General features: G+C 64.5%; 12 protein-coding genes. 6 read left to right on the plus strand and 6 right to left on the minus strand.

All coding sequences use genetic code 11. The features are described 5' to 3' along the window. Window positions 1-36 precede the first annotated feature (36 nt). Both ubiB and ubiE read right to left on the minus strand, forming a co-directional pair. Complete coding sequence (ubiB, locus tag IVA78_RS26645; protein WP_247276503.1) at window positions 37-1,611, minus strand: 2-polyprenylphenol 6-hydroxylase; 1,575 nt, start codon at window positions 1,609-1,611, stop codon at window positions 37-39. Beyond that, window positions 1,608-2,369, minus strand: coding sequence for a bifunctional demethylmenaquinone methyltransferase/2-methoxy-6-polyprenyl-1,4-benzoquinol methylase UbiE (gene ubiE / locus IVA78_RS26650; protein ID WP_247276502.1), 762 nt, complete (start codon window positions 2,367-2,369; stop codon window positions 1,608-1,610). Before ubiE ends, ubiB begins: the two co-directional genes overlap by 4 nt. Window positions 2,370-2,449: 80 nt before the next feature. Between ubiE and mutM the strand changes: the two genes are divergently transcribed. After that, entirely contained in the window at window positions 2,450-3,331 is an 882-nt protein-coding gene (gene mutM / locus IVA78_RS26655; protein ID WP_247276501.1) for a bifunctional DNA-formamidopyrimidine glycosylase/DNA-(apurinic or apyrimidinic site) lyase, read from the plus strand. A 138-nt stretch (window positions 3,332-3,469) separates the two neighbouring features. Here the strand turns inward: mutM and IVA78_RS26660 are convergent, their stop codons facing one another. Then, on the minus strand, window positions 3,470-4,828 hold the full coding sequence (locus IVA78_RS26660) for a serine protease (RefSeq protein ID WP_247276500.1): 1,359 nt from the start codon (window positions 4,826-4,828) through the stop codon (window positions 3,470-3,472). A gap of 249 nt (window positions 4,829-5,077) precedes the next feature. Here IVA78_RS26660 and moeB point away from each other — a divergent pair, with 249 nt between their 5' ends. After that, window positions 5,078-5,881, plus strand: coding sequence for a molybdopterin-synthase adenylyltransferase MoeB (gene moeB / locus IVA78_RS26665; protein WP_247276499.1), 804 nt, complete (start codon window positions 5,078-5,080; stop codon window positions 5,879-5,881). Window positions 5,882-5,887: 6 nt separating this feature from the next. Here moeB and IVA78_RS26670 read toward each other — a convergent pair whose 3' ends face one another. After that, on the minus strand, window positions 5,888-6,895 hold the full coding sequence (locus IVA78_RS26670; RefSeq protein WP_247276498.1) for an aldo/keto reductase: 1,008 nt from the start codon (window positions 6,893-6,895) through the stop codon (window positions 5,888-5,890). Window positions 6,896-7,016: 121 nt separating this feature from the next. Here IVA78_RS26670 and IVA78_RS26675 point away from each other — a divergent pair, with 121 nt between their 5' ends. Beyond that, window positions 7,017-7,928 carry a LysR family transcriptional regulator gene (locus IVA78_RS26675; RefSeq protein ID WP_247276497.1) on the plus strand — a complete coding sequence of 304 codons (912 nt, stop codon included), beginning with the start codon at window positions 7,017-7,019 and terminating at the stop codon, window positions 7,926-7,928. Here IVA78_RS26675 and IVA78_RS26680 read toward each other — a convergent pair. Beyond that, window positions 7,925-8,926, minus strand: a complete 1,002-nt coding sequence (locus IVA78_RS26680) for a D-glycerate dehydrogenase (protein WP_247419807.1) — start codon at window positions 8,924-8,926, stop codon at window positions 7,925-7,927. The genes IVA78_RS26675 and IVA78_RS26680 overlap by 4 nt on opposite strands. Window positions 8,927-9,266: 340 nt before the next feature. On the opposite strand from IVA78_RS26680, the gene IVA78_RS26685 reads away from it, so the two are divergent. Next, window positions 9,267-9,797 carry an SH3 domain-containing protein gene (locus IVA78_RS26685; protein WP_247276495.1) on the plus strand — a complete coding sequence of 177 codons (531 nt, stop codon included), beginning with the start codon at window positions 9,267-9,269 and terminating at the stop codon, window positions 9,795-9,797. Window positions 9,798-9,887: 90 nt separating this feature from the next. Here IVA78_RS26685 and irrA read toward each other — a convergent pair whose 3' ends face one another. After that, window positions 9,888-10,379, minus strand: coding sequence for an iron response transcriptional regulator IrrA (gene irrA, locus IVA78_RS26690; RefSeq protein ID WP_247276494.1), 492 nt, complete (start codon window positions 10,377-10,379; stop codon window positions 9,888-9,890). Between the two features lie 353 nt (window positions 10,380-10,732). Between irrA and fabA the strand changes: the two genes are divergently transcribed. Together fabA and fabB are read left to right on the plus strand one after the other, a co-directional pair. Further along, entirely contained in the window at window positions 10,733-11,254 is a 522-nt protein-coding gene (gene fabA, locus IVA78_RS26695) for a bifunctional 3-hydroxydecanoyl-ACP dehydratase/trans-2-decenoyl-ACP isomerase (RefSeq protein WP_247276493.1), read from the plus strand. A gap of 39 nt (window positions 11,255-11,293) precedes the next feature. After that, entirely contained in the window at window positions 11,294-12,517 is a 1,224-nt protein-coding gene (gene fabB / locus IVA78_RS26700) for a beta-ketoacyl-ACP synthase I (RefSeq protein WP_247276492.1), read from the plus strand. The last annotated feature ends 5 nt before the right edge of the window (window positions 12,518-12,522 follow it).

Genomic DNA, 12,522 nt, shown 5'->3' on the forward strand with positions numbered 1-12,522 from the left:
GATCGCGATGCTATCATTCGTGTGATTGCAGTGCAATCATAGATTCCGGACGGCGATCAGGATGCCGATGAAGGTCGCGGCGATGATCCAGAGCGCCACGGTGCGCCAGCGGTTCTTGCGGCCCTCGCTGCGGCCCATCGCCGCGATGCTCTCCGGCGACAGCCTTATGCCGTCCCGCGTCATGGTCTCGAGCTGCTCCAGCACCTTCACCGACCGCTCGGCGATCTCCGGCAGCCGCATCAGCACCCGCGCAATGTCCCCGGTGCCCGCCAGCGCGCCCTGGACCCGGCCGATCGGACCGAGGTTGCGCTCGATCCATTCGCGCACCACGGGGTCGGCAATCTTCCAGATATCCAGCTTGGGATCGAAAGCCCGCGCCACCCCCTCGACCACGACCATGGTCTTCTGAAGCAGGATCAGCTCGGGCCGCGTCGTCATGTCGAACAGGCCGGTGACCTCGAGCAGCAGCGTCAGCAGCCGCGCCATCGAGATTTCCTCGGCGGTGCGGTTGTGGATCGGCTCACCGATGGCGCGGATCGCTTGCGCGAAGTTCTCGACCGAATGATGCGCGGGCACATAGCCGGCCTCGAAATGCACCTCGGCGACGCGGCGATAATCGCGGGTGATGAAGCCGAGCAGGATCTCGGCGAGGAAGCGCCGCTCCTTCATGCCGAGCCGGCCCATGATGCCGAAATCGACTGCGACGAGACGGCCGGCATCGTCCAGGAACAGATTGCCCGGATGCATGTCGGCGTGGAAGAAGCCGTCGCGCAGCGCGTGCCGCAAAAAGCTTTGGATCACCTTGCGGCCGAGATCGGGCAGGTCGACCTGCGCCTCCGCAAGGCGCTTGTGATCGTTCAGCGCGATGCCGTCGATCCACTCCAGCGTCAGCACGTTGTGTGTGGTGCGGTCCCAGTCGACGGCCGGCACGCGAAAATCAGGATCGTCGCGCGTGTTCTCCGCCATCTCCGACAGCGCGGCGGCTTCGAGCCGGAGGTCCATCTCCATCGCGACCGAGCGCGACATGGTGTTGATGACTTCGACGAGGCGCAGGCGCCGCGCCTCGGCCGAATAGGCTTCGGCCTTGTGCGCGACGAAGAAAAAGTCGGAGAGGTCGCGGCGGAAACGTGCGGCGACATTGGGCCGGAGCACCTTGATCGCCACCGGCCTACGGATGCCGCCCCGCAAGACCTCGCCGCGATGCACCTGTGCGATCGAGGCGGCGGCGACCGGCGGGCCGAAGCTTGCAAACACATCCTTCAGCGGCCGTTCCAGCGATATCGTGATCGTGGCTTCCGCTTCGGCTTGCGAAAACGGCGGCAGGCGGTCCTGGAGGCTTTCGAGGTCGCGCGCGATGATGACGCCGACGACGTCGGGGCGCGTTGCCAGGAACTGCCCGAGCTTGAGATAGGCCGGGCCCATTCGGGTGAGGGCGCGCGATATTCGCGGGCCGTGCTTGACGCCGCGCCGCTCGATCAGGCGCGCAAGCTTCAGCGCGAGTTGCCCGGGCGGCGGCACCAGGCTCGGATCGACCGAACCGAACACGCCCTCGCGCGCGAACACGAACGCGGCGCGGATCAGGCGCGAAATGTGGGTGATGGCAGAGATCACAAACGCCAGCCTGAATGCAGTGCGACGATACCCCCGGTGAGTGTCTGCCAGCTGACGCGAGAAAAGCCGGCGTCGCGGATCATGTCGGCGAAGGCGCCGGGCTTTGGAAACTTGCGGATCGATTCGACCAGGTACTGGTAGGACTCGGCGTCGCCCGTGACCATGCGGCCAAGCGGCGGGATCACCTTGAACGAGAACAAGTCATAGAGACGATCGAGCCCGGGCATTTCGACGGTCGAGAATTCCAGGCATAGGAAGCGGCTGCCCGGCTTCAGCACCCGATAGGCCTCGCGCAGCGCCAGATCGATCCGCGGCACGTTGCGGATGCCGAAAGCGATCGTGTATGCGTCGAAGCTGCGATCGGCAAAGGCGAGTGCTTCGGCGTTGCCCTCAACAAAATCGACCTGAGTCTCGAGATGCCGCTTGGCGGCGCGCTCGCGGCCGACGGCCAGCATGTCGGTGTTGATGTCGCAGACAGTGGCGTGGAAGCCAGCGCCTGCCGCCTTGGCGGCGCGGAACGAGATGTCGCCGGTGCCGCCGGCGACGTCGAGCAGCGCGAACGGCCGATCGCTCCTCGGCGGGTCGAGCGCGTTGATCATGATGTCCTTCCAGACCCGGTGCAGGCCACCGGACATCAGATCGTTCATCAGATCATAGCGCGCGGCCACGCTGTGAAACACGTCGTTCACCAGCGTCTGCTTGTCCCCTAAGGGCACGTCCCTGAAGCCAAAATGCGTGGTTTCGCCCGGCCGATCCATTACTCTACTCCACTGGCGGACCATAGCGCGCCCGCCGCAATGGCGCTATCACACCGCTCTCATAAGGTGAATGCCCGACCATGCCTGAATTGCCCGAAGTCGAGACCGTCCGCCGCGGCCTTCAGCCCGTCATGGAGGGAGCGAAAATCCTCAAGGCGGAGGCCCGGCGGGCGGATTTGCGCTTTCCGTTCCAGCCGGACTTCGTCGCGCGGCTCAAGGGGCAGGTCGTCACCGGCCTCGGCCGCCGCGCAAAATATCTCATGGCCGATCTCGCCTCCGGCGACGTGCTCTTGATGCATCTGGGCATGTCGGGTTCGTTTCGTGTCATCAGACCGGACAACGACGCGCAGCCTGGCGAGTTTCACTATCCGCGAGCCAAGGATTCCGCGCACGACCACGTGCTGTTTCGGATGTCCTCCGGAGCGGACATCGTCTTCAACGACCCGCGCCGCTTCGGTTACATGAAAGTGATCGCGCGCGATGCGCTTGATGAAGAGCCGCTGCTGCGCGGACTCGGTCCCGAGCCGCTCGGCAACGAGTTCGATGCCGCGATGCTGGCGCAGTCCTGTGCCGGCAAGACCACGAGCTTGAAGGCGGCGCTGCTCGACCAGCGTGTGGTGGCGGGGCTCGGCAACATCTATGTCTGCGAAGCGCTGCATCGCTCGCACCTTTCGCCGCGCCGGATCGCCGCGACGCTATCGACCAAGAAGGGTGAGCCGACGGACCATGCCAAGCGCCTGGTCGGCGCGATCCACACCGTGCTGAACGATGCGATCAAGGCCGGGGGCTCGAGCTTGCGGGACCATCGCCAGACCTCGGGCGAGCTCGGCTATTTCCAGCACTCCTTCAAGGTCTACGACCGCGAAGGCGAGAAATGCACGATGCCTCGCTGCGGCGGCACGATCAAGCGGTTTACGCAGAATGGCCGGTCGACCTTCTGGTGCCCGAAATGTCAGAAATAACTCGGCCATGCTGATCGAGGTGTGGTGCGCTCCCTCTCCTGCAAGCTTTGCGGGAGAGGGTCGGGAGCTCGCGGCTACATCGGTCTCACCAACTGCCATCAACGCCTGGGACACGAGAATGGAGATGCTTGCAGCACCCTACTTCCGCACGCAGATCACGCGTACGACCGCGGCTTTCGCATCCGTCGATGTGCCATTCGCCGCAACACCGTTCGCCTTGAGGAAATCGCGCACCGTCTCGGCGGCGATCATCACCCCCTGTGACGCCGGCACCGATGTGGCGGGACCCGCGACCGTCGCCGGCTTCAGCAGCGCGATGCCCGCAAACCTGCCGTCGGCGCCGATGGCCGGGCTGCCGGAGAAGCCGAGCGCCGGCGGAGGCGACAGCGCGGAATTGCTGTTTGTCACCGGTGCCAGCGCAGCCTTGAGGCTCGACACGCCGGTGGCGCCGCCCTGGCTCTGTGGATCGGCGATGCCGATGACATCCGCACTCGCCTTCGCTGCGTCGCCGGCGAGGCTGAGCGGCTTCAGGCCGCGTGCGCCGTAGACGTGCAGGAGCGCCAGATCGTGCTCCTTGTCCTCGGCGAGACGGTCGGCACTGCCATAGCCGCCGATCGTGATGGTGAGACAGCCATCGGTGACGAGGCGGTCGGCGACGATCGCGCCATCATCGCTGACGACAATTCCGGTGCCGTAGTCGACGGTCTTGCGCGGCGGCGGCGCGGCTTGCGGCCCCGACGGAAACGCATTGAAGGCGCTCGACATCGCGATCACGACCGGCTCGACAACGTTCTCGGCTGCCTGGTCGTAGAGGATCGTCATGGTGCGAACCTCGTCGCCTTTGAAGGTGCCGCGGACGTAGAACTTCTTCAGACCCTGCAATCCCGACAGCACGAAGAAGTCGGGCTTCACCACAGTGTAATCGACCTTGCGCCCAGACGGCTCCTTCTCCAGATCGGCGAGCCTCGCCGATGTCGGATTCACCTCCTGGCGGCGGCTGAGCAGCACCTGAACCGTGCCGGTCGGGGAAGTCCATTTCGCGCCGCTGGCGTCGCTCGCCTGCTGCGGCACCAGCTTGCCGGGGATGCCGAGCCGGGCGCCGGTGGTCGGCTCGGTCACGATCTTCCAGCCGACGCTCTCCTGTTTCTTTCGTGCCGCCTCAGCCAGCGCGGCGCGCTCCTGCGCATTGAGCACGCCGGTCGGCTTGCTGCCCTTGGCCTTCTGGTACTCCTTGATGGCATTGACCATGCGCTCACTGGCGTCGCCGGTGATGGCGCCATTATACTGGCCGACCCAGGCGAGGTCTGACTGAAGCGCCAGCCGCTCAGCTCTTGCCATGGCATCCATTGTGGCCGACGGAGTCTGCATCGCGGGAGGCCGGGTCGGTACGGTTTGGACCGTCTTCGGCTTGGTACCGGGGACCTGTGGCGCCGTCATCTGGGCGTTCGCGCCTGTGGCGGCCGCAAACATCAGTGTTGCCGCAAGCATCGATCTCATGACAAATCCAGCCAGCCCATTGAACGCCATGTCATTGAAGCACATCTCGTTGGTCGCGAACAATCTCGCGGTGGTTCAGACGGTGCCGCTCATCCTGAAGGAGCCGCGCAAGCGGCGTCTCGAAGGATGGCCGCAGGCGAGATCCGGGCCTTCATGGTTCGCCGGGCGATGCGAAGCATCGTCCGGAGAGCGCGTTCCGCGCTCCGCACCGCGAGGGTCGATAGCGAGGGTGTAGAGAGGCGTACGACGATGCTGAGCCCGGACGAACTCGAACGCTATGCCCGTCATATCGTGCTGCGCGACGTCGGCGGTCCCGGACAGGCTGCGCTGAAGCGGGCCTCGGTGCTGGTGATCGGCGCCGGCGGGCTCGGCGCGCCCGCCTTGATGTATCTGGCCGCCGCCGGCGTGGGCACGCTCGGCGTGGTCGATGACGACGTGGTGTCGCTGTCCAACCTCCAGCGACAGGTGATCCATACGACGCCCGACATCGGCCGGCACAAGGTCGAAAGCGCGGCCGAGCGGATCGCGGCACTCAATCCACATGTCCGGTTCGTCGGCCACGCCACCTGGCTCAACGCCGACAATGCACTCGGCCTGATCGGCGATTACGATCTCGTGCTCGACGGCTCCGATAATTTCTCAACGCGCTATCTGGTCTCGGACGCCTGCTTCTTTGCAAAGCGGCCGCTGATCACCGCGGCGCTCGGAACCTTTGACGGCTCGCTCACCACCATCCGTGCACATGAGATGAACGAGCAGGGCGAATTCAATCCGACCTATCGCTGCCTGTTTCCCGAGGCGCCGCCGCCTGGCACGGTGCCGGCCTGTGCGGAGGCCGGCGTCATGGGGGCGCTGGCGGGCGTGCTCGGCTCGATGATGGCGCTGGAGGCGATCCGCGAGATCGTCGGCTTTGGCGACGGCCTCATCGGCCGCCTCCTGATGATCGATGCGCGCGCGATGCGCTTCGAAACGCTGCGCTATGGGCGCGATCCCGCCAATCCGCTCAACGGCGATGGGCCCGTCATCACTGATCTCAGCGCTCATCGCACCTGATCGCCGCTACCGCGTGGCCGGCTTCTCGCTGTCGAGATGCGCCATCTGTTCGGCCGCATAGCGCGTGCCGGCGGCGACATCCGGCGGAAATGCCTTTGCCAGCGCTGCGAGATGAGCCTGTGTCAGCGTCACCTTGGTTGCGCCGAGTGCTTCGGCCAGACGGGTGCGGGTTCTCGCGCCGACCAGCGGTACGATCTCCTGGCCCTGCGCCGCCACCCAGGCGATCGCAACCAGTGCCGGCGTTGCGCGGATGTCGTTCGCGACCGCGCGAAGCTGCTCCACCAGCGCGAGATTGGCGTCGAGGTTCGCGCCCTGGAAACGTGGTGTCATCAGCCGGTAGTCCTTGCCGGCCTTGCCGCTGTCCTTCGTCCAATGGCCGCTGATCAGTCCACGCGCCAGCACGCCATAGGCCGTGATGCCAATGCCGAGCTCGCGGCAGGTCTTGAGGATATCGCGTTCGATGCCGCGCTCGATCAGCGAGTATTCGATCTGGAGGTCGGCGATCGGGTGCACGGCATGCGCGCGGCGGATGGTGTCGGAGCCGACCTCGGACAGGCCGATATGCCTGATGTAGCCGGCCTTCACCAGTTCGGCGAGGCCGCCGATCGTCTCCTCGATCGGTACGTTCGGATCGAGCCGGGCCGGGCGGTAGATGTCGATATACTCGGTGCCGAGACGTTGCAGCGAATAGGCCAGGAAATTCTTGATCGCTATGGGGCGGCAATCCATGCCGGCGAATTCGCCGGCCGGGCCGCGCAGCGCGCCGAATTTGACGCTGATCTGGACCTTGTCGCGCGAAGTATCCTTCAGCGCCTCGCGGACCAACATCTCGTTGTGGCCCATCGCGTAGAAGTCGCCGGTATCCAGCAGCGTGATGCCGGCATCGAGTGCCGCATGGACCGTGGCGATGGCCTCGCCGCGATCGGCGGGGCCGTAGACCTCTGACATGCCCATACAGCCGAGCCCAAAGGCGGAAACCGTGGGGCCGGTTGAACCGAGTTTGCGCTGTTCCATGATGGCTCTCCTCGAAAGGTGCGGCAGGCTGAATGCGCCGCGTGACGAGGCCAGATATGCCCTTGGTCCATTGCCCCGATAAGCTGGACAATCCAGAATAGCTTGTTCATTCTGGCGAATAATGGCCGAGCCTGACCTGCGCGATCTCGATGTCTTCGTGGCGGTCGCCCGCACCCGCAATTTCCGGCGTGCGGCGCAGGATATTCGCGTGTCGGTGTCGAGCCTTAGCCAGCGACTACGGGACCTGGAGGAGCGCCTCGGCGTCCGCCTGATGAACCGCACCACCCGCAGTGTCGCGCTGACCGAGGCGGGCGAACTGCTGCTATCGCGCGTCGCACCGGCCTTGCGCGACGTCGGCGATGCCTTGGATCTGGTGCGGGGCCTGCGCGAGGTCGCCTCGGGCCGCCTGCGTATCAATGCGCCGCCGCCGGCGGTCGACCTCGTGCTGGCGCCGATGGCGGGGCCGTTCCTCGCAGCATATCCGCAAATCGATCTCGACATCGTCTCCGAGAGCGGTTTCGTCGACATCGTCAGCGCCGGCTACGATGCCGGCGTGCGCTATGGCGAACATCTCGCGCAGGACATGGTGGCGATTCCGCTAAGCGGCTCGCAGCGCTATATTGTCGTCGCATCGCCCGACTACGTCGCGCGCCGCGGCAGGCCGAAACATCCGAGGGACCTGCTCGACCATGATTGCATCCGCGCACGCTACTCAAGCGGCGTCATGCACGATTGGGAATTCGAGAAGGCCGGCCAAATCGTGAAGGTGGATCCGCCGGCCAAGCTGATTTCGACCAATATGAATCTTTCCATGCGCGCTGTACTCGACGGCGCCGGCATCTGGGCAACGCTCGATGGCTACGTCCATGACGCCGTGAAGTCCGGCGCGCTGGTCAGCCTCATGGAGGACTGGTGCGAGCCGTTTCCCGGACCGTTCCTCTACTATCCGAGCCGCCGCCAGGTGCCGCCGGCGCTGCGGGCCTTCATCGATTTCGTCGCAGGTTGGCGGAAGCGCAAGACGGATCGATCCTAGAGCATGCTCGGCAGCACGCGATCCGGCGGCTTGTGGGCATCGAGGAAGGTGCGGATGTTGATGATGACCTTCTCGCCCATCTCGACGCGGCCTTCGATGGTGGCGGAGCCCATATGCGGCATCAGTGTCACCTTGCCCGCCTTGGCGAGCCGCACCAGTTTTGGGTTGACCGCAGGCTCATGCTCGTAGACATCGAGGCCGGCGCCGCCGATCTCGCCGCCTTCGATCAGCTTTATCAGCGTGTCCTCGTCGGTCACTTCGCCGCGAGCGGTGTTGACGATGTAGGCGTCTTTCCGGATCAGCTTCAGTCGCCGCGCCGAGAGCAAATGATAGGTCGCCGGCGTGTGCGGACAGTTCACCGAGATGATGTCCATCCGCGCCAGCATCTGGTCGAGGCTCTCCCAATAGGTCGCGCCCAGCTCTTCGGCGATCTTCGGCGCGACCGGGCGGCGGTTGTGATAGTGGATCTGCAGGCCGAAGGCGCGGGCGCGGCGCGCCACCGCCTGGCCGATGCGGCCCATGCCGATGATGCCGAGCCGTTTTCCCCCGATGCGATGGCCGAGCATCCAGGTCGGCGACCAGCCTGCCCACGGCTTTCCTTCCGTCAGGATCGAAGCGCCTTCTATCATCCGCCTGGGTACGGCGAGGATCAGCGCCATGGTCATATCGGCGGTGTCTTCGGTCAGAACTTTTGGCGTGTTGGTGACGGTGATGCCGCGGGCATGCGCGGCTTCGACGTCGATATTGTCCACGCCATTGCCGAAATTGGCGATCAGGCGGAGCTTGCAGTCTGGCTGATTGATGACATCGGCACTGATGTGGTCGGTCACGGTCGGAACCAGCACGTCGGCGGTGCGCGCGGCTTCCGCGATCTGCTCGGCCGACATCGGCGTATCGTCGAGATTGATCCGCGCGTCGAACAGCTCGCGCATGCGCGTCTCGACCGAGTCCGGCAGCTTGCGCGTCACAACGACGAGGGGCTTTTTCTTCACCGACATGTCCTGCCCTCATGAGGCGTCGCAGCCCGCCTCTGTCACCAAAAGCTGGCCGTTGAGGCCTCATTAACCCGGTTGTTCGACACTGCCCTAGCCGTGTCGTCCCCGGCGTTTCCTTCAAGCTCTCCCGATATTTCCGGCCGGAAAATCGGGGCAAACTGGTTGTTCAAGCGTCCGTCCTCTCTAGCAGAAGGCCGGGCCAAGACAAGAACCACGGGTCAGGGCTTGCGGACCTCGTTTCTGGGGAACACCCGCGTGGGGCGGGACAGGGGCTGACGCGGCAGGGTTTTGGATTTTGGGGTGAGGACCCGCCTCGGGCGGGTCTTCGACAGGAGACGGGTTGATGGCGTTGGGGCGTTTTTGTTCGGTGATGGCGCTCGTTTGCACCTGGTTGAGCGCCTCGGTCAGCCCCTCGCATTCGGCGAAGGACACCACCCCCCAGACCGCCAGCGGACTGCCGGTGCCGCGCTATGTCAGCCTCAAGTCGGATCACGTCAACGTTCGCGCCGGCCCGACCAAGGACAATGACGTGGCCTGGGTCTATACCCGCGCCGGCCTGCCGGTGGAAATCACTGCTGAATTCGAGAACTGGCGCCGGGTGCGTGATTCCGAAGGCGCCGAGGGCTGGGTCTATCACTCGCTGCTGTCGGGCCGCCGTACCGCGGTCGTCACCATGAAGCACAAGGACGACCTCGCGCCGATCTACGACCGTCCCGATCCCGACAGCGCGGTCGCAGCCAAGCTCCAGGCCGGCGTCGTCACGCAAGTGAAGAAGTGCAGCGCAGGCTGGTGTCACGTCACCGGCAGCGGCTTTGACGGCTGGATCCAGCAGGAGCGCCTCTGGGGCGTGTACTCGGACGAGCAGGTGAATTGACGCCGCAGGCGTCGTCCAGGACGGCTGGGCAAACGAAAAATGGCCGGGACAAGCCCGGCCACGACGATCTCAGATTTATCTCAGCAAATCTCAGCGCTTCTTGCGCAGGCGCACGACCATGTCGATGCGCGAGATCTCGTAACCCTCGGGCACCTCGGGCATCTTGGACAGCGCCAGATGCGGATCCTCGATATCCACCAGCTCATGGCTGTTCTCGAGGTAATAGTGGTGGTGGGTGGTGACGTTGGTGTCGAAATAGGTCTTGGTGCCGTCGACGCTGACCTGACGGAGCAGGCCGGCATCGGTGAGCTGGTTCAGCGTGTTGTAGACGGTCGCCAGCGACACCGGAACCTTGGCCAACGTCGCTTCCTCGTAGAGCATTTCAGCCGTGAGGTGGCGCGCACCCTTGCCGAACAGGAGCCAGCCGAGCGCCATGCGCTGGCGCGTCGGACGGAGCCCGGCGGACTGGAGCATTTCGTTGACGTCGTGCCACGGGCAACCGGTCAGGGCCGGCTGGCGGCCGGACAAGAGGGCTGCGGAATGGACGTCGTCGTCGTGAGGGGGCGCGGTATTCTCGCTCATTATCCAGATTTCGGGCGCGCGTGAACTATATGTCTCTTGCAATATAAGGACAGAAAGATGCAGGTGCAAGTTTCTCGCAAGTAGAGAGGTTCTAATCAAGCTTGGAACCGCGCGAAGCGCCGGTCATTTTACCTTCATAGACGCGCTTTGCCACTCGAAATGGCCTGTGTTAGAGAGCGCGCGGTTCCGCCTAGCCGATTTGGCGCAGCCAAGCATGGTGGCCCGGTCCGCAGTCCATCCGGGCTTGCGGGAGGTGCCCCTGACGATGGCAATTGGCGTTGCTCTCCGACCGAGACGGGGCCCATTTTCGCCAAAAAACGCCGCTCAATCGGGATTAGAACAGAGGCTCGTGCATGCTGAACAGGCGCAACGGTTACGAATACGAAGATCTGCTGGCGTGTGCCCGCGGCGAAATGTTCGGCCCGGGCAATGCCCAGTTGCCGCTGCCGCCGATGCTGATGTTCGACCGCATTACGGAAATTACCGACAATGGCGGGGAGTTCGGCAAGGGCCTAGTGCGCGCCGAACTCGACGTGAAGCCCGACCTCTGGTTCTTCGGCTGCCACTTCAAGAACGATCCGGTGATGCCCGGCTGCCTCGGTCTTGATGCGCTGTGGCAGATGGTCGGCTTTTATCTCGGCTGGAGCGGCGGCGAAGGTCGCGGCCGCGCGCTCGGCCTCAGCGAGCTGAAGTTCGGCGGCCAGGTGCTGACCGACGCGCGCAAGGTTGTGTACAACGTCGATATCAAACGCGTGATGCGCGCAAAGCTCGTGCTCGGTATCGCCGACGGGTGGCTTTCGGTCGATGACCAGATTATTTATCGCGCCAAGGATCTGAAGGTCGGCCTGTTCAAGCAGGGCACGAGCCTGGGCTGAGCGCATCACCAAGAAGGCAACGATTGAGGCGAGGCTGTCATGAGGCGGGTTGTGGTCACCGGGATGGGCATCGTCTCGTCGATCGGAAACAACACCCAGGAAGTGCTTGCGAGCCTTCACGAGGCGAAGTCGGGCATTTCGCGGGCTGAGAAATATGCCGAGCTCGGCTTCCGTTCGCAGGTACAAGGCGAGCCCACACTCGATCCATCGACGGTGGTCGACCGCCGCGCCATGCGTTTCCTCGGTCAGGGCGCGGCGTGGAATCACGTCGCGATGGAGCAGGCGATCCAGGATTCCGGTCTGTCGCCCGACGAAGTCTCCAACGTCCGCACCGGCATCATCATGGGCTCCGGCGGCCCCTCGGCGCGAACCATCGTCGAGTCCGCCGACATCACCCGCACCAAGGGGCCGAAGCGCGTCGGCCCGTTTGCGGTGCCGAAGGCGATGTCCTCCACGGCCTCCGCGACGCTGGCGACCTGGTTCAAGATCAAGGGCGTGAACTACTCGATCTCCTCGGCCTGCGCGACCTCGAACCATTGCGTCGGCAATGCCTACGAGACGATCCAGATCGGCAAGCAGGACGTCATCTTTGCAGGCGGCTGCGAGGAGCTGGACTGGTCGCTATCGGTGCTGTTCGATGCCATGGGTGCGATGTCCTCGAAGTACAATGACACGCCCGCCACGGCCTCGCGTCCCTACGACGTCAATCGCGATGGTTTCGTCATCGCCGGCGGCGCCGGCGTGCTGGTGCTGGAAGAGCTCGAGCATGCCAACGCGCGCGGTGCGCGCATCTATGGCGAGATCGTCGGTTATGGCGCGACCTCGGACGGTCACGACATGGTCGCACCATCAGGCGAAGGCGCCGAGCGCTGCATGCGCATGGCGATGTCGACGGTGAAGACCAAAGTCGACTACATCAATCCGCACGCGACCTCGACGCCTGCCGGCGATCCGCCGGAGATCGAGGCGATCCGAAGGGTGTTCGGCGTCGGCGAGAAGTGCCCGCCGATCTCCGCGACCAAGGCGCTGACCGGCCACTCCCTGGGCGCTACCGGCGTGCAGGAGGCGATCTATTCGCTGCTGATGATGAACAATGGTTTCATCTGCGAGAGCGCGCACATCCAGGAGCTCGATCCCGTGTTCGCGGATATGCCGATCGTGCGCAAGCGCATCGACAACGTCAAGATCGGCACCGTGCTGTCGAACTCCTTCGGCTTCGGCGGCACCAACGCCACTCTGGTGTTCAGCCGGCTGGATGTGTGATTTTA

It is taken from the genome of Bradyrhizobium sp. 137 (assembly GCF_023074095.1).
GTDB lineage: Bacteria > Pseudomonadota > Alphaproteobacteria > Rhizobiales > Xanthobacteraceae > Bradyrhizobium.

Bases quoted from the DNA above. Each gene is read 5' to 3' on its own strand.
- ubiE (WP_247276502.1), bottom strand. From the start codon at position 2,369: ATGGATCGGCCGGGCGAAACCACGCATTTTGGCTTCAGGGACGTGCCC.
- mutM (WP_247276501.1), top strand. From the start codon at position 2,450: ATGCCTGAATTGCCCGAAGTCGAGACCGTCCGCCGCGGCCTTCAGCCC.
- IVA78_RS26660 (WP_247276500.1), bottom strand. From the start codon at position 4,828: ATGAGATCGATGCTTGCGGCAACACTGATGTTTGCGGCCGCCACAGGC.
- moeB (WP_247276499.1), top strand. From the start codon at position 5,078: ATGCTGAGCCCGGACGAACTCGAACGCTATGCCCGTCATATCGTGCTG.
- IVA78_RS26670 (WP_247276498.1), bottom strand. From the start codon at position 6,895: ATGGAACAGCGCAAACTCGGTTCAACCGGCCCCACGGTTTCCGCCTTT.
- IVA78_RS26675 (WP_247276497.1), top strand. From the start codon at position 7,017: ATGGCCGAGCCTGACCTGCGCGATCTCGATGTCTTCGTGGCGGTCGCC.
- IVA78_RS26680 (WP_247419807.1), bottom strand. From the start codon at position 8,926: ATGTCGGTGAAGAAAAAGCCCCTCGTCGTTGTGACGCGCAAGCTGCCG.
- IVA78_RS26685 (WP_247276495.1), top strand. From the start codon at position 9,267: ATGGCGTTGGGGCGTTTTTGTTCGGTGATGGCGCTCGTTTGCACCTGG.
- irrA (WP_247276494.1), bottom strand. From the start codon at position 10,379: ATGAGCGAGAATACCGCGCCCCCTCACGACGACGACGTCCATTCCGCA.
- fabA (WP_247276493.1), top strand. From the start codon at position 10,733: ATGCTGAACAGGCGCAACGGTTACGAATACGAAGATCTGCTGGCGTGT.
- fabB (WP_247276492.1), top strand. From the start codon at position 11,294: ATGAGGCGGGTTGTGGTCACCGGGATGGGCATCGTCTCGTCGATCGGA.